This window comes from Sphingobacterium sp. LZ11T8 (assembly GCF_024261425.1).
Taxonomy (GTDB): domain Bacteria; phylum Bacteroidota; class Bacteroidia; order Sphingobacteriales; family Sphingobacteriaceae; genus Sphingobacterium.
In genome coordinates this window covers 136,579-157,845 of the sequence record NZ_JANBZY010000005.1, presented here as the reverse complement: position 1 = coordinate 157,845, position 21,267 = coordinate 136,579, and the positions used below count along the sequence as shown (strand labels likewise).

Annotated in this window: 15 protein-coding genes; 10 read left to right on the top strand and 5 right to left on the bottom strand. The window is 41.2% G+C overall.

Going from position 1 to position 21,267, the window contains the following annotated elements; translation table 11 throughout:
• Positions 1 to 64: 64 nt before the first annotated feature.
• Positions 65 to 1,513, top strand: coding sequence for a glyceraldehyde-3-phosphate dehydrogenase (locus NLF99_RS13230; RefSeq protein WP_254528885.1), 1,449 nt, complete (start codon positions 65 to 67; stop codon positions 1,511 to 1,513).
• Positions 1,514 to 1,554: 41 nt separating this feature from the next.
• On the opposite strand, the gene NLF99_RS13225 is transcribed toward NLF99_RS13230, so the two are convergent.
• A complete protein-coding gene (locus NLF99_RS13225) occupies positions 1,555 to 2,223 on the bottom strand; it encodes a hypothetical protein (RefSeq protein ID WP_254528883.1) in 669 nt (222 codons plus the stop codon).
• Between the two features lie 1,027 nt (positions 2,224 to 3,250).
• Between NLF99_RS13225 and NLF99_RS13220 the strand changes: the two genes are divergently transcribed.
• From NLF99_RS13220 to NLF99_RS13200, 5 genes are all read left to right on the top strand, one after another.
• Positions 3,251 to 5,128 (top strand): PVC-type heme-binding CxxCH protein, encoded by a 1,878-nt coding sequence (locus NLF99_RS13220; RefSeq protein WP_254528881.1) that lies wholly within the window; start codon positions 3,251 to 3,253, stop codon positions 5,126 to 5,128.
• Positions 5,129 to 5,270: 142 nt separating this feature from the next.
• On the top strand, positions 5,271 to 6,332 hold the full coding sequence (locus NLF99_RS13215) for a cytochrome c (RefSeq protein WP_254528879.1): 1,062 nt from the start codon (positions 5,271 to 5,273) through the stop codon (positions 6,330 to 6,332).
• A 28-nt stretch (positions 6,333 to 6,360) separates the two neighbouring features.
• Positions 6,361 to 7,215 (top strand): sugar phosphate isomerase/epimerase, encoded by an 855-nt coding sequence (locus NLF99_RS13210; protein ID WP_254528877.1) that lies wholly within the window; start codon positions 6,361 to 6,363, stop codon positions 7,213 to 7,215.
• Between the two features lie 61 nt (positions 7,216 to 7,276).
• The gene (locus NLF99_RS13205; protein WP_254528875.1) at positions 7,277 to 8,536 is read left to right on the top strand and encodes a sugar MFS transporter; all 1,260 of its coding nucleotides are present in this window, start codon (positions 7,277 to 7,279) and stop codon (positions 8,534 to 8,536) included.
• A 23-nt stretch (positions 8,537 to 8,559) separates the two neighbouring features.
• Positions 8,560 to 9,609 (top strand): ThuA domain-containing protein, encoded by a 1,050-nt coding sequence (locus NLF99_RS13200; protein ID WP_254528873.1) that lies wholly within the window; start codon positions 8,560 to 8,562, stop codon positions 9,607 to 9,609.
• Between the two features lie 11 nt (positions 9,610 to 9,620).
• Here the strand turns inward: NLF99_RS13200 and NLF99_RS13195 are convergent, their stop codons facing one another.
• Positions 9,621 to 10,868, bottom strand: a complete 1,248-nt coding sequence (locus NLF99_RS13195; protein WP_308214536.1) for a glycosyltransferase N-terminal domain-containing protein — start codon at positions 10,866 to 10,868, stop codon at positions 9,621 to 9,623.
• 56 nt (positions 10,869 to 10,924) lie between these two features.
• Between NLF99_RS13195 and NLF99_RS13190 the strand changes: the two genes are divergently transcribed.
• Together NLF99_RS13190 and galE are read left to right on the top strand one after the other, a co-directional pair.
• Positions 10,925 to 11,872 (top strand): UDP-glucuronic acid decarboxylase family protein, encoded by a 948-nt coding sequence (locus tag NLF99_RS13190; protein WP_254528871.1) that lies wholly within the window; start codon positions 10,925 to 10,927, stop codon positions 11,870 to 11,872.
• 29 nt (positions 11,873 to 11,901) lie between these two features.
• Complete coding sequence (gene galE / locus NLF99_RS13185; RefSeq protein ID WP_254528869.1) at positions 11,902 to 12,930, top strand: UDP-glucose 4-epimerase GalE; 1,029 nt, start codon at positions 11,902 to 11,904, stop codon at positions 12,928 to 12,930.
• 165 nt (positions 12,931 to 13,095) lie between these two features.
• On the opposite strand, the gene NLF99_RS13180 is transcribed toward galE, so the two are convergent.
• Together NLF99_RS13180 and NLF99_RS13175 are read right to left on the bottom strand one after the other, a co-directional pair.
• Entirely contained in the window at positions 13,096 to 13,398 is a 303-nt protein-coding gene (locus NLF99_RS13180; RefSeq protein ID WP_308214535.1) for a DUF983 domain-containing protein, read from the bottom strand.
• A 125-nt stretch (positions 13,399 to 13,523) separates the two neighbouring features.
• Complete coding sequence (locus NLF99_RS13175) at positions 13,524 to 14,384, bottom strand: AraC family transcriptional regulator (protein WP_254528865.1); 861 nt, start codon at positions 14,382 to 14,384, stop codon at positions 13,524 to 13,526.
• Between the two features lie 162 nt (positions 14,385 to 14,546).
• Between NLF99_RS13175 and NLF99_RS13170 the strand changes: the two genes are divergently transcribed.
• Together NLF99_RS13170 and mfd are read left to right on the top strand one after the other, a co-directional pair.
• Positions 14,547 to 15,101, top strand: a complete 555-nt coding sequence (locus NLF99_RS13170; protein WP_254528863.1) for a hypothetical protein — start codon at positions 14,547 to 14,549, stop codon at positions 15,099 to 15,101.
• Between the two features lie 57 nt (positions 15,102 to 15,158).
• Positions 15,159 to 18,494, top strand: a complete 3,336-nt coding sequence (gene mfd, locus NLF99_RS13165; RefSeq protein ID WP_254528861.1) for a transcription-repair coupling factor — start codon at positions 15,159 to 15,161, stop codon at positions 18,492 to 18,494.
• Positions 18,495 to 18,685: 191 nt separating this feature from the next.
• Here mfd and NLF99_RS13160 read toward each other — a convergent pair whose 3' ends face one another.
• Positions 18,686 to 21,181: a M14 metallopeptidase family protein gene (locus NLF99_RS13160; RefSeq protein WP_254528859.1), complete on the bottom strand. Its 2,496-nt coding sequence runs from the start codon at positions 21,179 to 21,181 to the stop codon at positions 18,686 to 18,688.
• Positions 21,182 to 21,267: the final 86 nt, after the last annotated feature.

The window sequence follows — 21,267 nt, the reverse complement described above, 5'->3', positions numbered from 1 at the left end:
ATTTTTATTTTTTAAGCAATACAAAAGCTCTAAGTTTGCGTCAAATTTCTTTCAATCAATAATTATGATACACAATTCTACTTTTGAGGACCAGATCAAAAGTTACAAATCAAACCAAAATGCATGCGTTAAGCTTATCCAAATCATAAGCGACCTATGGTTCAACCAATCCATTGAACTCGTGCTCTTCAGAAACCAATTGATCGACCGTAGGGTCAGCTTTATTCTGAATTTACACCAAGAAACAAAAGAGTATGCCGGTGTAGAATTGAATATTATGGAAACCCTAAAGGTTGCCGAAGCTATCTATGCCCTAGATCTTAATCCTTCTAGGTTAGATATCGGAAAATTGGCACTCAACATCCGTAAACAGGGAATCCAAGAGGCTGACATCAAAGAGTTTGTCCGCAAGGAATTGGAACCTGCCAATCAACATTTACCTTTCCAACCAAAGGATGTCGTACTTTATGGTTTCGGAAGGATTGGAAGATTGCTTGCCCGTGAACTGATCAGCAAAGCTGGAGCTGGCAGACAATTGAGATTGAGAGCCATTGTAACCAGAGATGAGGTAAATGAAAAAACGCTTGAGAAAAGGGCCTCCCTATTAAGACAAGATTCCATTCATGGAAACTTTGATGGCGAAGTAGCTGTTGATGCTGAAAATGGAGCCTTGATCATCAACGGAATTCCTGTATATATTATCTCAGCAAAAAACCATGAAGATATTGACTATGGAAAATATGGTATACAGGATGCATTGGTTATTGATAATACAGGAGCTTTCAGGGATGATAAAGAACTTTCAAGACATCTGACTTCAAAAGGCGCATCCATGGTGCTTTTGACTGCACCTGGTAAGGGTGTACCTAATATTGTTTACGGGGTAAATGAATTGGATGCAGACCCTAAGAAAGACCAACTGTTCTCAGCAGCATCTTGTACGACCAATGCTATCTCACCGGTATTGGCCGTTTTAGAAAGGGAATTGGGAATCAGCAAGGGTCATATTGAGACCATCCACTCCTATACCAATGACCAAAACTTGGTCGATAATATGCACAAGAAATCTAGAAGGGGCCGTGCAGCTGCCTTGAACATGGTGATCACAGAAACCGGTGCTGGCTCAGCAGTGGCAAAAGTATTGCCTTCCTTGGCTGGAAAACTAACTTCCAATGCCATCCGCGTTCCGGTACCAAATGGATCATTGGCAATCCTCAACTTAGAATTAAAAAACAAAACAACCTTGACCGAATTGAATGACCTCCTGAAAAAGGCAGCATTAGATGGCGACCTGGTTGAACAGATAAGCTATACCAACAATTCAGAACTCGTTTCTTCAGATATCATCGGAACTTCAGCAGCTTCAGTTATCGACGCTCCTGCTAACATCGTTTCGGAAGATGGAAAAACAGCTATTATCTATGTATGGTATGATAATGAATATGGTTATTCTCACCAAGTCATGCGATTGGCAAGACATATCGCTGGTGTAAGGAGATATACTTATTATTAATCCACGAAAGGGGCAATTGGATCCAATCGCCCCTTTCTTTCTTATTGTTCAAAACTCGTTTCCGATTTTAACAGGTTCATTCCCATAACAACCATCCAAACATAAGCAATCGTCTTCGGGATCATCAATACCCCAATACTCGGAAAGGTCCTTGACCAAATGACAACCGGAATATAAAAGGCAAAGCTTAGCACAATAGCCAACCACATCCAACGCAAAACCCTGTCCTTATTCTTCCTTGCCTCCCTCCAAAATAGGATAATGATTACTATCCCTAACATCAAGAAAGGAATATTTCTATATATTTCCCATGAAAACGATGGGGCTTCAGAGGTCCATTTATTATCAGGACACAGGCAAAGCAAGATCCGTATGCTTGCCAAACCATACACCAACAATGTCAAGAAACCATCTTTTAAGGAGTATCGAATTTTTGCAATATGGTATAGGATAACATAAAAAACAGTCATGGAAATGGAGGCCACAAAAGTTCCAAAGCCTAATGCAGCTTGATGGTTTTGCAGTCCGTCGGTACTCAGCGCATATATCCTGGGAACCAAGTGAAAGGAGTCCCCAAGCCCTAGTATCAGGGCCATAATTCCGAATAACCTGACCTGTTCTCTGCCATTTGACCGGATCAAAAGGATAAACCCCATCGTCAATACCGCAACGAGATAAGCACTATCAAAAAGAATTTCTGCGATTTCCATGATGGTTTATTAAGGTTTACTTTTTATTAAGGCTGATTTCGGGGTATGATATTATTCTATTATCCACCAGAATCAGAACAAAATTAGCGGATAAGGTCAATAAAATCATACTAAATGGTCAGGATTTGCTCTTCGATTTGGTAATGTATGCATCAAAATTCTTGGACATCTCTCCGACTCTCATTCGAGACATATTCGAGACACATTGCGAAAATTCCGAATGTGTCTCGAATAAGGTCAATATGAAACCTAAAAAACATGGTCAAAATAATTTCCGTGGACCCCCCAGCAGGGGTGACATCTTTTCTTTATCCTTTCTGTGTCACCCTGAGGGTTTCCCGAAGGGTCCCGGAACTGTCCATTCTTTTTTGGATACCCCCAGCGGGGCTGGAATGTTTTTCCGAAAATCCCCTTTATTGGCATAAAATAATAAAAAATGGTTCCATCATCTTACGATTCCGGATGACAGCAATCCTAAAAAAACAAAAATAGATTCTTCACTTTGTTCTGAATCCCTCTATGGAAATTTGGATTCTGAACAATTCGTGAAGAATCTGTATGACAATGTCCCATAACCTGCTGTCATCCTCCATCTTCGATAGAAGACCTGTTCGCCAATGCTATTAATGATGTTTTTAATTTTAGGTGTTTGCATTGTTCCGAGATACTTCGGATGAACCTCAGTATGACACACAAAAATCCCTAACTTATTGATATTGCAAAACGCCCTAAACCCTCAACTGGAACAGTTCGCCAATGCAACAAAGCCTATCAGCATGATCAAAAAAGCCTTAGCACAAGACCATTTCCCGCCCCTTCTTTGTAAAAATTTCATATAACAGGACAGTACAGGATACCCTCAATCAATTATAAAGTTATCTTTGAGTTAACCAGAATCGTACATTCTTTGCAATCGGTTCTTATAAATCTAAACTAAACCACTACAAAAATTAATATGAACCGTCTAAGGCATTTTATTTTAATCTCTTTGGTTCTAGTTCTATTCGGTTGTACGCATAAGCCAACGATGGAGCCAGTAAAAATCCAAAAAGATTCCCGTATCGTACTTGTTGGGAACAATCTGGGCTCGCGGATGATGGAATATGGTGATTTTGACACTGAACTGCAAACACGATTTCCTGATTATAATTTATTCATCCGTAATATCTGTAGTCCGGGCAATACGCCAGGCTTTAGACCACATCCGTCTCGGAACTCGCCTTGGGCATTCCCTGGCGCAGAAAAGTTCAATCCAGAATTTGACATCAATACAGGCAGCGAAGGACACTTCCCTACAGAAGATGAATGGCTGATCGAACTGAAACCTGATGTGATCTTGGGATTCTTTGGCTATAATGAATCCTTCCGCGGACCTGAGGGCATTGAAGATTTCAAAGGCGAAATTGCAGCCTTTATTGACCATACAAAAAGTCAAGATTACAATGGTGGCAAGGGCACCACTTTGGTCCTGATCTCTCCCATTGCATTCGAAGACCTGACCGATAAATTCGACCTTCCTGACGGCAAGGAATTCAACAAGAACATCCAGCTCTATGCTGCAGCAATGCAACAGGTGGCTAAGGACAAAAACGTTCCATTCCTGGATGTTTTTGACATTAGCCAAAAATGGTATGAGCAAAGCTCAGATTATTTAACCATCGATGGCTCGCAGCTTTCAGAAAAAGCCTATGAGAAATTTGCTGATTACTTGGTGAGCAGCATTTTTGGCAAAGGTGAAGGAAAAGCGTCAAGCCACAAAGCGGAGATCAAGAAAGCGGTATTGGAGAAAGATTGGATCTGGACCCAAGACTTCAAGATTCCAAATGGCGTACATGCTTATGGTCGTCGTTTTAATCCTTTTGGTCCAGAAAACTATCCTTTTGAGATCAAGAAACTTCGCGAGATGGGTTATATCCGCGATACTGCCATCTGGAAAGCAGCTAAAGGTGAATTCTATGATTTAGCGGCGATGGATAAGAATACGCTGAAATTACCGGAGGTGAAAACAAATTATGATTTTGGACAGGATCCAAATTCTAGATATCTGTACGGAGAAGATGCATTGGCAAAATTCCACACCGCTCCTGGCTATAAGATCGATCTATTTGCATCGGAAAAGGAATTCCCTGACTTGGCCAATCCTGTTCAGATTTCCTTTGATTCCAAAGGAAGGCTTTGGGTGGCAACCATGCCGAGCTATCCCCATTACAAAGCAGGTGATGGAAAACCTAACGACAAAATCATTATCCTTGAAGATACCGATGGTGATGGCAAAGCGGATAAACAATCCGTCTTTGCAGACAACTTACACCTACCGATCGGATTTGAATTTGCTCCAGAAGGCGTCTACCTATCCCAAGGAAAGAATCTAGTCTTATTGAAAGACACTGACAATGATGGAAAAGCTGATCATAAAGAAGTTATTTTAAGTGGCTTTGATGATCACGATACGCACCATGCCCACAGTGCCTACAGCATGGATCCATCTGGAGCCATCTTAATGGCTGAAGGCGTGTTCCTACATACCAATGTAGAAACCTCATATGGTCCAGTACGTGGGGTAAATGGCGGTTTTTACAGATATGCGCCGCAGACCAAAAAACTGGAACGCGTGGCGCAGGTATCCATTCCAAATCCTTGGGGAATTGCTACAGACGAATGGGGCCAGACGATCTATCTGGAAACTTCCGGTCCAGATGTGAGATGGATGTTGCCTGGAAGTATGAAGCCAAGATATGGAGAAGCTAATGATAAATCTTTTTCTCTGGTTGATGAAAACCATCGTGTCCGTCCTACCTCAGGTCTGGAATTTATTTCATCCAGTCATTTCCCTGACTCTGTTCAAGGAGATTACCTATTGAACAATACGATCGGCTTTTTAGGCGGCAAGCAGCATACCTTTTGAGGATGATGGTACCGGTTACAAATCAAGACACAGGCAGGACCTGTTTTGGTCAGATGACAAGAACTTCCGCCCTGTAGATGCAGAAATAGCACCGGATGGCTCTCTATACATTGTAGATTGGCATAATATGCTGATCGGACATATGCAGCACAACGCAAGGGATCCCCTTCGTGACCATGTTCATGGTCGCATCTATAGGATTACCTATCCATCCAGACCATTGGTAAAACCTGCTAAGATTGATGGAGCATCCATTGATGAATTGCTTGAGAACCTAAAACTTCCGGAAATCAGGACCCGTTACAGAACACGTACGGAACTGAGGATGCGTGATAATGATGAAGTGGCTAAGAAAGCTATCGCTTGGGCTGAAAAGTTGGATACTAAAGATCCAAAGTACCTGCACAATCTATTGGAAGCCATGTGGGTTACTTGGGGAGCCAATAAGATCAATGCAGACCTGGTCCAAAAGCTATTGGAATCAAATGATTATCATGCGAGAGCAGCTGCCATCCATGCCATCCGATATAACACCGATAAGATCAAAAATTATAAAGATCTAATGGCCAAGGCAACAAAAGATGAAAACGGACGTGTAAAATTAGAGTTGATTGCAGCGGCTTCTTGGTTGTCACCTAATGAGGGAATAGACCTGATGAATGCGATCGATACCACAAGTCTAGATAAGTGGAATAAACCGGCATACTTAACTTCTGTTGCTCATCTAAACAACAAATCGGTTAAGGAGAAAAATGAAACCAGTAAAACAGCAACTAAGCTGACCGGTCCGGCATTGGAACAATACAGACGAGGTGCAGTGATCTATGCAAAAGAAGGATTCTGTGTTACCTGTCATCAACCGAACGGCAAAGGATTGGATGCCTCTGGCTTCCCTCCTTTAAATGCAAGTAAATGGGTTACAGGAAGTGAAGACCGCTTGATCAAATTGACCTTAAATGGTCTTTTAGGACCAATTGAAGTGAACGGCAAAAAATATCCTGGTCAGGTACCGATGACTCCATTTGGCATGATGCTGAACGATCAGGAAATTGCAGATGTGCTGACCTATGTTAGAAATTCATTTACAAATGAGGCTAACCCAATCTCTGCTGCGAAAGTGAAGGAAATCCGGGAGTCCATTAAGGACAAGAAGGGATTCTATACACCGGATGAGCTGTTAAAAGAGCATCCATTAGAGAAGTAAAAAAACTTATAAAAAAGAAATATAGAGAATGAACAAAATAGGATTCAACATTTTACCATGGACAGCAGGAGTTACCGAAAAGGCATTTCCCATCTTAGACCGTTTGAAGAAAATAGGTTATGATGGTGTTGAGGTCTTTATAGGTTCTCCGGATGAAGAAGAATATAAGGCATTGGCAAGACATGCACATGACCTAGGTTTGGAAGTCAATGCGGTTACCACACTTGGTGAAAATGAAAGTCCCATCTCGACGGACAGGGCAAGTAGAAGTCGAGGATTAGATAGAATAAAGTGGGTAATTGATCGGGCACACGATATGGGTTCGACGATTTTATGCGGACCCTTTCACTCTGCCCATGGTTATTTTTCAAGGGCGGCTCCTACAGACCAGGAATACCAATGGGCTGCTGAAACCTTGCGAGCAGCGGGTGACCATGCCCAGCAGGCTGGCATAACCCTAACTCCCGAAGCGGTGAATCGCTTTGAAAACTATTTGGCAAGCTGTATTGATCATTTGGCTTATCTGATCAACCTGACCGACCATCCCCATGTAAAAGGCATGTATGATACCCATCATGCCAATATTGAGGAGAAGAGCGTTCGAAATTCTATCCAGAAAATAGCTCCGGTTTTAGCCCATGTCCATATCAGCGAAAATGACAGAGGTACACCAGGTCGGGGATTAGTGCATTGGGATGAAGTCTTTCAAACGTTGAACGAAGTTAATTATTCAGGTTGGTACACCATTGAGGCTTTTTCCAGGGCAGATCCAGATTTTGCGAATGCCATTAATGTTTGGCGGGAATACTCCGATCCATGGGAGATTGCTGAGCATGGTTATCATTTTATCAAAAATAATCTAGCGAATTTTGAAAAAAAATAAGTTATCTTGTTGATTGATTTATAATCAACACAAAATAATTTAACCACAAATAAACCACATTATGAGTAAACAAGTTAACCCTAGTGCCTTGTTTTTAGGAAGCTGTTTAGCCCTAATCACTACAGGTCTTACCTTTTCAATTCGTGCTGGGATATTACCTCAGTTAGGCGAAAGCTTCAATTTATCTGCAGAACAACTGGGATTTATCAATTCCATGTGGTTTCTCGGCTTTCCGATCTCGATGATCCTTGGAGGTATATTCTATTACAAAATTGGACCTAGCAACATCATGCGCTTTGCGTTTGTTTCCCATACCCTTGGGATTTTGTTGACCATCTTTGCAACTGGGTATTCCACTTTATTGATCTCCACATTATTTATTGGTTTAGGTAACGGCTGTACAGAAGCCGCCTGTAATCCATTGATTGCGGATCTATATTCAGGCAAGAAAATGGACAAGATGTTGAACAGGTTCCATATGTGGTTCCCAGGAGGAATTGTATTGGGTAGTTTGATTTCCTTGGCCATGACAAAAATGGGTGCAACTTGGCAAACTCAAATGTGGATTATCATGATCCCAACTATTTTATACGCTATTATTTTTTACGGAAAAGTTTTTCCAAGACCAAAAGAAGAAAGCGCAACTTCACTTTCCAATAATGTGAAAGCCATGTTCTCGCTGACCTTTATATTCTTATTCTGCTGTATGGCATTAACGGCTATCTCTGAATTCGGACCACAGCAATGGGTAGGAATTATTATGGCAAATAGCGGTGCCAGTCCAATGTTAGTTTTGGCCTTGGTAACGGGTTTAATGGCTGTAGGAAGGTTCTTTGCCGGTCCAGTAGTCAAAGCTTTGGGCCAAACGGGCGTATTGCTTGGTGGAGCCATCTTTGCCACCATTGGAGTTTACCTATTCTCTGTTGCGACAGGAGGAATGGTATACGTAGCAGCCATTTTATTTGCCATCGGAGTATGTTACTTCTGGCCTACCATGATTGCAACAACAGCGCAGCGTGTACCATTGAGCGGTGCGATCGGTATGTCGGTAATCGGTGGTGTAGGGATGTTCTCAACTTCCATCTTCCAACCAATCATTGGACGTTGGATTGATGATTCTAAAGCTGCCGTACAACAATCCGGCGAAGTGATAGAAAACCTAGATTTGGTCGTAGGTCAGGTGACTTTAGCTAAATTGGCAATTTTCCCAGCTATATTAATTGTCCTGTTCCTATTCTTCCATTTCTGGCAAAAGAGAACCTATAAAGGTCATCAGGAAACTGAAGAAGGAACATCTGATGCGCAAGTAGAGACCATTTAATTCAACAATACTCAAAAGAAATAATGAAACATCAACTCAGAACCACCTCTATTCTTTCATTTTGGACCAATAAACTGGTATTGATAGCCTTTCTATTGATCAGTTTGGGTCTTAGCAACTGTGTTGCCCAGCAAAATAATTGGTTACACTTTACACCTGAAAAGGCGCAAGCCAAGGGCAAGAAAGTGGTGCTGATTTCTGGCGATGAAGAATACCGTTCTGAGGAAAGCTTACCCATGCTGGCGAAAATCCTAACTCAAAAGCATGGGTTTGAAACTTTCGTGCTCTTTGCCATTAACCCAGAGACGAAACAGATAGATCCTGAATACCAAAAGAATATCCCAGGATTAGAGAATCTGCAAAATGCAGATTTGATGATCATTGCAAGTCGATTTAGAGAACTGCCGGATGAGCAGATGAAACATGTGGACAATTTTCTTAAAGCAGGAAAACCAGTTATTGGCTTACGTACTGCAACCCATGCCTTCAATTTCGGCAAAGAATCAAAAAGTGCCTATAAACACTATGGTTATAGCAACCAAGAAGGTGAATGGAAAGGCGGTTTTGGCGGATTTGTTTTAGGTGAAACATGGATCAATCACCATGGAGACCATGGTACAGAAGGATCATTGGGTTTGGTAAATGGACTTCAAGTGAATGCCAAAAACCCAATCCTGTTAGGAGTTGAGGATATTTGGGTGCCTTCCGATGTGTATGGCATCAAAAACAACTTAAAACAGTCGGAAATCCTTGTATTCGGTCAGCCTACCTTGGGAATGACCGCAGATAGCCCTGTCAACAGAAAAAAATCAATCATGCCTGTCGCTTGGACAAAGGATTACCAAATCCCTGGCGGTAAGAAAGGTAAGGTATTCACTACCACAATGGGATCTTCCATTGATCTATTGGATAAAAACCTAAGACGATTGATCGTAAATGCTTCTTATTGGGCAGTTGGTTTGGAAAATGAAATCAAGGCAGATTCAAATGTGGATCCTGTAGGTGATTTTAAGCCGATTATGTTTGGTTTCGGTACCCATATAAAAGGGAAATATCCAAAAGATTACCAATAGGACAGATCCGATTAACCCAATAACTTTTCAGTTTCCAGGTATTTCATAATGATTTGGGTAGCACCAGACCGTTGTTGAACATAGTTTTTGGCAGCAATGCTGGCTTGCACCAGCTTTTCAGTGATGCACAATGCACTATAGACTTCCAGCAATTCCTGTTCATTTGAAATAGAGAATCCTGCCCCTATTTCCATGAGGTCGACTGCTTCCTGAAACTTCTCATACTTTGGTCCAAAGATTACGGGCATACCATAGGTTGCAGCTTCTAGCGTATTATGGATTCCGGCACCAAAGCCGCCACCAATGTATGCAATTCGACCGTAATGGTACAAAGAGGATAACATACCGATATTATCAATGATCAGCTGTCGGGATGAGGCAATCTGTTGATCCGTATAGGTATAGAATTTTGAGAACAGCAGGGCATGCGGAAATAACTTCATCATGGCATCAATATGATCCTGATGGATTTCATGTGGCGCAATAATCGCCTTCAAATCCTTATTGTTTTCCAGCAAAGTTTTTAAGAGTGCTTCATCAGCTGGCCAGGTACTTCCGGCTACCAATATATCTTCATTCCCTGCGAAAATATGAGCTTCAGGAATATCCTTATGTTCTTTTGGCAACTCCACTACCCTATCAAATCGAGTATCGCCTGCCAATCCTGCTTTCGTGATACCAATCCATTTTAGCATATTCACACTCTCGGTATTCTGGGTAAAAAAATAGGAAACCTTTTTGAGAATGGCCCTGAAGAACCCTCCATATTGCTTAAAGAAAACTTGATTTTCCCTGAATATGGCCGATATCATCAACAACCTGATATTCCTTTTATCAAGTTCCCTGAAGTAATGGTACCAATACTCATACTTAGTGAAAATGGCCAACTTCGGATTAATTATATCTAGAAAGCGACGAGCATTCCTAGCCGTATCTGCGGGAAGATAAAATACATGATCTGCCAATGGCGTATTTTTGCGGATCTCATAACCGGATGGGGAAAAAAATGTTACAATTATTTTTTCCTTAGGATAGCGCAATTTAATTTGTTCCATGACGGATCGACCCTGTTCAAATTCTCCCAAGGAAGCAAAGTGAAACCAAATGTATTCCTGCCCTTTTTCAACCGATTGTTCTATATGCTGCATCAATCCTCTACGACCATCAGACAGCAACTTCGCCTTTGTATTGAACAAGGCAAAAATGCGAAGAAGCAAGCCATAAATTAAAATCCCCAGGTCGTAAAGAAAACGCATCATGTTAAAATATTACTTATCTTCGTCAAAGATATTTAAACCTTTTCAAATTCACTATTGTGCAAGAAAACAAGCGCAAACGAATATTAATAACAGGAGCAGCTGGATTCTTAGGATCCCATCTTTGCGACCATTTTATTGATCAGGGCTTTCATGTCATCGGAATGGACAACCTCGTGACTGGAGATCTTCGCAATATTGAACATCTTTTCCATCTGTCCAATTTTGAGTTCTACCATCATGATGTTTCCAAGTTTGTCCATGTACCTGGAGAATTACATTATATCTTACATTTTGCCTCGCCAGCGAGTCCCATTGATTATCTGAAGATTCCCATACAGACCCTAAAAGTAGGTTCATTGGGAACCCATAACCTATTGGGGTTGGCAAAGAGCAAACTAGCGCGGATCTTGGTCGCCTCGACCTCTGAAGTCTACGGTGATCCCTTGGTATCTCCGCAGAATGAAGAATATTGGGGAAATGTAAATCCAGTAGGTCCAAGAGGGGTTTATGATGAGGCCAAGCGTTTCCAAGAGGCCATGACCATGGCCTACCATAATTTCCATGGATTGGAAACTCGAATCGCCAGGATCTTTAACACCTTTGGTCCCAGGATGAGGCTAGAAGATGGACGCGCTTTGCCGACTTTTATCTCCCAAGCTTTACAGAACAAGGATGTAACGGTTTTTGGAGATGGCAAACAGACGAGATCCTTTATTTATGTTTCGGATCAGGTTGAAGGTATCTGTAAATTACTTTTCAGCGATTACCATTTACCGATCAACATCGGTAATCCAGATGAAATGACCTTGATCGACATGGCAAATGAGATCATAGCCCTAACGAACAGTAAGTCCAAGATCATCTTTGAACCACTTCCTATTGACGACCCGAAGAAAAGACGGCCCGATATTAGCAAGGCTAGAGAGATCCTTCAGTGGGAGCCAAAAATCGGAAGAAAAGAAGGACTTGAAAAAACAATCGAATACTATAGAACATTATTTTAAGAACACGCAACTATATAATTGTAAATAAAATGAGTAAAATACTTGTCACCGGAGGAACCGGATTCATTGGATCACACACCGTAGTCGAATTGCACAATGCTGGATATACGCCTGTTTTAGTTGACAATCTTTCAAATTCCAATATCAAGATCTTAGAGCAAATTGAAAAAATCATTGGTGTTAAACCAGAATTCCATCAATTTGACCTTTGTGATACGGAAAAAGTAAACGAATTTGTAAAGGCAAATCCTGATATCACGGGTATTATTCATTTTGCAGCATCAAAAGCAGTTGGTGAATCTGTTCAGAACCCATTAAAATACTATCATAACAACTTCTTCTCCTTAATCAATTTACTAGAAGCTTACCGTGAGAAACCGATCAATTTCGTATTCTCATCGAGCTGTACAGTTTATGGAGAACCAGATACTCTTCCAGTGACGGAAAGTGCTCCTGTAAAGAAAGCGACTTCGCCGTACGGGAATACGAAACAGATCGCAGAAGAAATCTTAGAGGAAACTGCGAAAGCTGCTCCAAACTATCAATTTGTTGCTCTTCGTTACTTCAATCCAGTTGGAGCGCATAGTTCTGCCCTAATCGGTGAATTGCCAATCGGTGTCCCTCAGAACTTATTGCCTTTTATCACACAAACAGCAATTGGCAAGAGAGAGAAATTGACCGTATTTGGTAATGATTATGAAACACCGGATGGGTCAGCGGTTCGCGACTATATCCATGTGGTAGATTTAGCGAAAGCTCACGTTGCAGCCATCAAATTATTGGAAAAAGGTAACCCTAATGGCAACTACGACGTTTTCAACATCGGAACAGGTAATGGTTATTCGGTATTAGAAGCCATCAAAGCATTCGAAAAAGCATCCGGACAGCCACTTAGCTTCGAGGTTGGCCCTCGCCGTGAAGGTGATATCGTAAAAGTTTGGGGCGATGTTACTAAATCCACAAAAGAACTAGGTTGGAAAGCCGAGTTAGGGATCGACGAGATGATGTCCTCTGCTTGGGAATGGGAAAAATATTTGAAAGAGAATCCGATTAAGTAAAAGGGGATTTGAGATATGAGATGTGAGATATTAAATCTCTTATCTCATGACTATTAAATATGCTAACGGCCTTTCTATCTCAATACTCATATCTCAAATCTCACATCTACCCCATAAAAAAGCGGGCTTTTGAAATACAAGAGCCCGCTTTTTTATGGAATTATGCTATTTCCCCTCATCTTTCACCCTTTGGAAGATTTTAGGGTTGAATTTGAAGGAAGGAGTCATCAAGTATAAAAGGATGATTCTGGAGTATCGGTTGTTGAATGGTGCCATGATCAATGTTACAGCTAGGGCAACGATGACATATAGCCAAGGGCTTTCCAAATTACCCGACAGGAAATAGGTCAATACACATGCTGTTACCAATTCGGCAACACTGAGTGCGTAACTGACATACATGGCAACATAGAAATAGCCAGGTTCTTTTTCAAATTTCAAATCACATGCTGGGCATCTTTCCAACATTCGCTTGGATTTAAAACTCAAAAGAGGTGCTGCGAACATATTACCTGTTCTACATCTTGGGCACTTTCCATCTATTGCACTATTTAATTCGGAAGGTATGGTATATTTTGTTTCCATATTGATATTTACGTCCATTGTGATTTTCTGAATTCTTCGGGGGTCTTACCCTCTACTTTTTTAAAAAATTTTGTGAAATATGAATTATCGTTAAAACTCAACTCATAGGCCACCTGTGAGATGGTCCAGTCTGGCAAGATCAGCAAGCGTTTGGCTTCTAGCATGATCCTGTTCCGGATCACTTCCCCTGCCTGCGTCCCCAAGTATTCCTTACATACCGAATTGAGGTGATTTGGAGTTACAAACAATAACTCTGCATATTCCTTCGGTAAATGGAGCTCTTTAAAATTCTGGTCGACCAAAGAAATAAAATTCTTGATCAGCACCAAATGATAGTCGATGCTCTTTGCTGGGAAATTAGGGATATATGCTTGATCAAACCTCAGCAGGATATAAAGCAGTAAAGAACGCTTAAGATCTTTTGCTACAGGTAGACTGCTCAGTTCTATCAATTGATCGAACAGACCAGAGATTTCGCGGACCTGATATTCTTCTAGTGTGAATACCCCCTCGTTCAAGGAAGAAAACAAATCTAGATTTTCTACATAATCAGGCTGGATCAACAGGGATTTGAAATAGTCGATATCGAAATTGACGATATAACCAGTCATTTTCCCTTCGAACATCCATGAATGCACCTGACCTGGCCCCATAAAGTACACCTGACCCCTTTCAATGGGGTACTGCTTGAAATCAATTTCATGCATGCCCTCTCCCGATAGGAATAACAACATCTGGTAGAAATTGTGTCGATGTGGAAAAACTAGGTTATTATTTTTGCCTAGGTACACCTCCAGACGGTCTGCCAAAAAGTTTTTATCCTCCTTGTAGGATACTGTACATTGCTCTAAAACAGGTATCTTGCCCATACAATACAAAGGTAACCAATAACTACCATGGATAATGGTATAAAAACAGTCATCAATGGTGTTATTTACTTATTGAATTAATTTTACCCTTAAAAACGGGAGAATTAATACCATTGATATAGATTAAAATGGTATTAATTGTAATATTAATTATCTTTATTTATGTCATTACACAAGGATCAGGAACTCAAGGAAGCGGTTTTAAATCTACCAGCAAAGGAAAAAGACAAGTTATTGGTCAGGTTAATCAATAAGGATAAGATGCTTTTGAAACAATTGCACTATGAGCTTTTGGAGGATGAAGCAGATCTGGAGGATCGTATTTTTGATCTGAAGAATGCCTTAGAATCCCTATTTGAGATCAATAGCAATAAGGTAAAAAACTTGCCCATGTATTCCAATTACAAAGGGTTAAACAGCACCTTACGCCAGGCGAGTGGGATGATCAATGAACATGAAAAAATTACGAAGGATAAGTTTTCAGTGGTTGAATGTAGGCTTTTGATTTTACAGGAGGCCTTTGACCGGTATCCCTCCCTATTTGGTCCATCGGCATTATCCCCTGCTTTCAAATTACAGAGTTATGTCAGTGCGAGGATAAAAAATGCCGTAAAGATATTCGACAATCTCCATGAGGATTTACAATTTGACCTGAAAGAGCAAATGGAATATGTGCTTGATTTTGCTGCACAGCATAAGCTCGATCAGAGCTTGTAGGTTGATATTCATTCCTATTACCCAAGCATTTTTGTAAATTTGCAAAAATATACTAGCGTGAACATCCAAGAAATATTAGATAAATACATCCTATCCGAACAAGTCAAGCGATTTACAAGCAGTATCCAGAACGGCAAACCGAAGATCCATGTCAAGGGATTAGTAGGGTCGGCAGATGCTATGCTGGCTGCGGCAAGCTATCAGATAGAAAAGCGATTGAATGTTTTTATTCTACCGACACATGAAGAGGCATCCTATTTCTTGAGTGACCTGGAAAGTTTATTTGATAATCAAATCCTGTTCTTTCCTGCATCTTACAGGAAGGCCTTTGATTTCACCATCTTGGATAGCGCCAATGTGCTGCAACGTGCAGAAACGCTGAGTTCACTGAACCGCAATTCTGAATTACCAAAAATTGTGGTGACCTATCCTGAAGCGATTTCGGAAAAGGTCATCAACAAACAGGATCTCGAGAAAAACACGTTGGAAATACGAGTGGGAACCAAACTGAGCATTGATTTCATCAATGAGTTCCTCTATGAATATGATTTTGAACGCGTTGATTTTGTTTATGAGCCCGGACAGTTTGCTATCCGTGGTGGGATCGTGGATATATTCTCCTTTTCAAATGACCTCCCCTATCGGATTGAGTTCTTTGGCGATGAAATCGATAGTATCAGGACCTTCGAGATTGAATCTCAACTTTCCGTAAATAAGATCAATTCAGTAACCATTGTTCCAAATGTTCAAGCAAAGTTCCTGAGCAATAATCATATCTCTTTATTGGAATATATAGAGAAGGATTCCATCATCTGGATCAAGGATGTTCAGTTTACATTGGACATTATTCAGGACGGATATAAAAAAGCTTCTAAATATTGGAAGGCATTGACCGAAAAGGACATCAAGGATAACCCAGACTGGGTAGATCCGAGATTCACCTTTACCGATGACAAAAACTTCAATGCCATGCTCTTTGAGTATGCATTGGTAGAATTTGGGAAGCAATTTTTCTATAAACCGGATGAAGAGTTCAGTTTTGACACACATCCGCAACCTTCATTCAACAAGGACTTCAACCTGCTGATCCATAATTTCAAGGAAAATGAAAAACATGCGATCCATAATTACATTTTTTCAGATTCCAGCAAACAGATCGAACGCATCTATGCCATATTGGACGACCTTGACAAGACCGTAACCTTTACCCCTATCTACAAGGCACTAAGGGAAGGCTTCAGGGATGATAAGCTGAAAGTGGCCTGTTATACCGACCACCAGATCTTTGATCGTTACTATAAATATAAACGTAGAAAGGGCTATGAACGTTCGCAAGCAATCACCCTGAAGGAATTGAGCGAACTAAAGCCCGGTGATTACATTACGCATATAGACCACGGTGTAGGTAAATACGCAGGTCTGGAAAAGGTAGATGTAAATGGCAAGAGCCAGGAAATGATCCGTCTGGTCTATGCAGACAATGATTTACTGTATGTCAACATCAACTCCTTAAACCGCATATCCAAGTATTCTGGTAAGGAAGGAACAGTTCCAAAGATGAATAAATTGGGAACAGATGCTTGGGAGAAACTTAAGAGGACCACCAAGAAAAAGGTTAAGGATATAGCCCGAGACTTGATCATGCTGTATGCAAAGCGTAAAGCCCAGACGGGAAATGCTTTCAGTCCGGACACCTATTTGCAAAGGGAATTGGAAGCCTCCTTTATCTATGAAGATACTCCCGATCAGGAAAAGGCAACTGCTGACCTGAAAAAGGACATGGAATCACCGCATCCAATGGATAGGTTGGTCTGTGGCGACGTAGGTTTTGGTAAGACCGAAGTTGCCATCCGTGCAGCTTTTAAGGCGGTAGCTGATAGCAAGCAAGTTGCCGTATTGGTACCAACCACCATCTTAGCGCTGCAACATTACCGTACTTTCTCTGAAAGATTGAAAGGTATGCCGGCAAACATTGATTATATCAATCGTTTCAAAACCAGCAAGCAGATCAAAGAGACACTTAAGAAATTAGAAGAAGGAAAAATAGATATCATTATTGGTACCCATCGTTTGGTAAGCAAGGATGTTAAGTTCAAGGATCTAGGCTTGATGATCATCGATGAGGAGCAAAAATTTGGCGTTTCAGTGAAAGAGAAGTTAAAGGTGATGCGGGCCAATGTGGATTCCCTGACCTTAACAGCGACGCCGATTCCGAGAACCTTACACTTCTCCCTCATGGGAGCTCGGGATTTGAGCATTATCTCTACCCCTCCGCCAAACAGGCAACCTGTACAAACGGAATTACATGTCTTTAACGAGAGTTTGATCCAAGAGTCAGTAAGCTTCGAGATCGATCGTGGCGGACAGGTTTTCTTCATCCATAATCGGGTGGCGGATCTACCGCAGTTGGGTATGCTGATCCGTAAATTGGTGCCAGGTGCACGGGTTGGAATTGCCCATGGACAACTGGAAGGAGATGACTTGGAAGATGTAATGCTGAAGTTCATCAACCATGAATACGATGTGTTGATTGCGACGACCATTATTGAAGCAGGTTTGGACATCCCTAATGCCAATACCATTATAATCAATCAGGCCCATATGTTTGGTTTGAGTGACCTTCACCAGATGCGTGGTCGTGTAGGGAGGTCAAATAAGAAGGCCTTCTGTTATCTTCTGAGTCCACCGCTGTCTACCCTGACCAGCGAAGCTTACAAACGATTATCAGCTATTGAAGAGTTCTCCGAATTGGGTTCGGGCTTCAATGTTGCCATGCGTGATTTGGATATTCGTGGTTCCGGTAACCTGCTAGGTGCTGAACAGTCGGGATTCATCGCGGAGATCGGTTTTGAAATGTACAACAAGATCTTGGATGAAGCCGTGCAGGAATTGAAGGATGATGAGTTCGGTGAACTGTTTGCAGATGAGGAAAACAGAAAATATGTGAGCTTCACGCAGATAGATACCGATCTGGAAGTCATGATTCCTGATGAATATGTGACCAACGTATCTGAACGATACAATCTGTACAACGATATATCGAAGTTGAAGGATGAAGGGCAGTTACAGAAATTTGAGAAGGAACTGATTGACCGATTCGGTCCAATACCTGAGCCGGTCTTTGAACTGTTTAATACCCTTAGATTACAATGGTTGGGTAAGGAAATTGGTTTGGAGAAAATATCCTATAAAAAACATGTGCTGAAGGGCTATTTTGTAAACAATCCGAAATCAAGTTATTACCAATCGGACAGTTTTGGAAAGGTTTTGGGCTTTGTGCAGCAACATGCCAGCAACTCCAATATGAAGGAGGTCAAAGGCCAATTGCGTATAGCAATCAATAATGTAAACAGTATTGAATATGCTATTGAATTGTTGAAACAGATGCGATAATATTGCCTTAAGGGCGAATAGCTATCCTATACAGGAATACAAAGTATCCAGCAATGAATTTTAATAGGGGTATTAATCTATCCTTCCTTTTTGATTTTCTTTTTGAATGCGAATTCATAAAATGTCCTAATGTGGTTACCCAAAAGTAAATCACATTAGGACATGATACAATCCCCGACATTGGGTATTTTTTACTCAACCGTTAAGAAAGTTGCATTGGCCATGACCAGCTTTCCGCTTTCCCAAAAGTTACGGAACAATACATTGTCCGTCAAATAGATGACAGAACCTCTACCAAGGTTCTGGGTCGCGAAGACCATTCCATTCTTAAGCTTCTTATTGAGGTTATGACCGACAAAGCCGCTCATCTTAGAGTTTTCAGTGATATAGCCCACATTCCAACCTTTGCCCTGTTCAAAATATTGAAAGAGATTGTCATCCTGTTTCAGGGTGAAGTAATCTTTAATACCGAACATCAAAGGATGTGAGTTGTCAAAAGTCAGTTTGAATATGGCTCCAGAGGTATAATTTTCCATTGCACCTCTTTCACGGTCTCCATATTTCTTCAATGGGTTAAGTTTTGCTTTTGCAGAGGTATCTTGTTTTACCGTTTTCAATTCAGACCAAGGTTGGGCAGCCAATTGACTTACGGCACTTTCCAATGCAATGACCTTTCCTCCTTTTCTGATCCAGGTTGCAAATTCCTCGCTCTGCGCTTTATCTTTTAGGAAAGAATAATTGCCATTCGGCATGATGAAGACATCGACTTCATCCCAATCTACTCTTGCAAAATCAGTAGGATTGATCAGGATTATTGGATACTGTAATTGTTGATCGAAGAAATGCCACACCTCGCCCACATTGGTCGCTCTAAGGCCTTCACCTGCCATCATCATCACCTTTGGAGCCTTGATGGTCTTCACATCGGAACTTCCCAAATCTTTTCCGCCTTCTACGATTCCAGATTGGAAAGCATACATCCTCACTTGTAGCTTATCTGCTTCTTCCTTTAGGATCTTTTCTACATTCGCCTGTTTATTGCCATTTTTCATTACCAAAAGTGATCCTTTTGGAAATTCATCGGAACCAATCTTGAAGCTCTGATCGGAAACTTTAACCGTGATCTTATGGCGTAACAATGCCGCCAATAATTTGGCAGATGAGAAGCCATCCCATTTTACCGCATAACCAAAATTGGAACCCACGCTGTTGCTGATGGTTTCCAGTTGATACGGATTAAGGTTGCTTATTTTTGCTTGGGATGCCATAGCTGGAAGGCCATAGACATAAGGTAAGGACCAAGCGGTAATATCGTAGGTGATGGAATCCGTCAATTTCGCTTCCGGTTCAAACAGCACGCGTATCAATGCAGCTTTGGATTGATTGCCCGGGATAACCAAGTCCTTTTCGCTCAGACTATGGTTCTGTTCTTTTTTGCTGAAATAATCAAAGCCCTTTACAGAACCTGAGGACGAATAATAATTGATTTTATTCTTGTCCAACAGTTCTATTAATGCACGCATGGTTTTATCTCGGGAAGAGTCGTACTTGATCACATAGGTTTGATATGAAGACAGTTTACCGGCAGCAGCATCATCTCCGAATTTCTTGAATTCAGAAACGACCTTTGCAGCATTCTGGGAAACCACTTCTACGATGTTCATGCCTGAGGCATGATGCTGGATAGCTCGGTCCACCAAAGTCAGGGTATCCTTTTCATCGGTATAGACTCCCAAACCTGCAGATCCATTACCGGCTTTTTCAAAGGTCATACCGATAGCTCCGGAATAGATGGGATAAGTATCGCCATAGGAAGGGTAAAACAAGTCAAAACGCTCCTTAGTGAAGTATAACCAGCCTTTGGAATCAAAATACTTTGCATTATGTTTACCAATGGTCGTTTGAAACTCACGTTGCCAAGGCGTAATCACCTCGTGGAAAGGTTCTGCAGCTGGCGGGAAATAATACGGTGAGTTGATCCCCTGCTCATGGAAATCGGCATGGATATGTGGCAACCATTTGTTGTAGATCGCCGCACGGAATGTACTTTCCTTTTGTGTTTGCCATGCCCAGTCGCGGTTCATATCGAAATAATAATGATTATATCGACCGCCTGGCCATGGTTCGCGATGCTCTCTAGCATAGATTTCAGGATTGTACTTGATGCCTACGGTACCATTGTACCAATTGTTATAACGTTCAGTACCGTCTGGGTTCAAACATGGGTCTATGATGACCAAGGTATTGTCTAACCAACCTTTGGTCTTGCTGTTTTTTGGATTTACCAATTCAAACAGGGTCATCATGGAAGCTTCGATCGATGAAGTTTCATTGCCATGGATGTTATTGCTGATCCAGACAATGGCTGGGGAACTGCTGCTGCCTTCGCCTTGGATGGCATGGGCAAGCTTAAGGTTGTTTGTTCGGATGTTTTCAAGGTTTCCGATGTTTTGGGCAGAGGAAATATAGAAAACCTTTAAAGGTCTACCTTCAGGTGTTTCACCATAAGATTCCACTTTTACTTGATTTGGAACCTGATCTGCCACATACTGATAATATTCCAAAACCTTCCAATGCGGCGTCACTTTTGTTCCCACTTGATAGCCTAGGTATTCGGCGGGAGATTTGATTTGCGCAAAAGAAAGTGTGGAAATAAAACAAGCCAGGACGGCCAGTATTTTTTTCATAGTATTTGAGGTTAATTAGGATTTAATAATTTAAAATAATTCGTTGCTGAAATTAAGTATTTACAAGTTATTTTTTTAATTTTCAG

What these genes read in the sequence shown, in the direction of transcription:
- NLF99_RS13230 (WP_254528885.1), top strand. Translation starts at nt 65, where the DNA reads ATGATACACAATTCTACTTTTGAGGACCAGATCAAAAGTTACAAATCA.
- NLF99_RS13225 (WP_254528883.1), bottom strand. Translation starts at nt 2,223, where the DNA reads ATGGAAATCGCAGAAATTCTTTTTGATAGTGCTTATCTCGTTGCGGTA.
- NLF99_RS13220 (WP_254528881.1), top strand. Translation starts at nt 3,251, where the DNA reads ATGGAGCCAGTAAAAATCCAAAAAGATTCCCGTATCGTACTTGTTGGG.
- NLF99_RS13215 (WP_254528879.1), top strand. Translation starts at nt 5,271, where the DNA reads ATGCAGCACAACGCAAGGGATCCCCTTCGTGACCATGTTCATGGTCGC.
- NLF99_RS13210 (WP_254528877.1), top strand. Translation starts at nt 6,361, where the DNA reads ATGAACAAAATAGGATTCAACATTTTACCATGGACAGCAGGAGTTACC.
- NLF99_RS13205 (WP_254528875.1), top strand. Translation starts at nt 7,277, where the DNA reads ATGAGTAAACAAGTTAACCCTAGTGCCTTGTTTTTAGGAAGCTGTTTA.
- NLF99_RS13200 (WP_254528873.1), top strand. Translation starts at nt 8,560, where the DNA reads ATGAAACATCAACTCAGAACCACCTCTATTCTTTCATTTTGGACCAAT.
- NLF99_RS13195 (WP_308214536.1), bottom strand. Translation starts at nt 10,868, where the DNA reads ATGATGCGTTTTCTTTACGACCTGGGGATTTTAATTTATGGCTTGCTT.
- galE (WP_254528869.1), top strand. Translation starts at nt 11,902, where the DNA reads ATGAGTAAAATACTTGTCACCGGAGGAACCGGATTCATTGGATCACAC.
- NLF99_RS13180 (WP_308214535.1), bottom strand. Translation starts at nt 13,398, where the DNA reads ATGTTGGAAAGATGCCCAGCATGTGATTTGAAATTTGAAAAAGAACCT.
- NLF99_RS13175 (WP_254528865.1), bottom strand. Translation starts at nt 14,384, where the DNA reads ATGGGCAAGATACCTGTTTTAGAGCAATGTACAGTATCCTACAAGGAG.
- NLF99_RS13170 (WP_254528863.1), top strand. Translation starts at nt 14,547, where the DNA reads ATGTCATTACACAAGGATCAGGAACTCAAGGAAGCGGTTTTAAATCTA.
- NLF99_RS13160 (WP_254528859.1), bottom strand. Translation starts at nt 21,181, where the DNA reads ATGAAAAAAATACTGGCCGTCCTGGCTTGTTTTATTTCCACACTTTCT.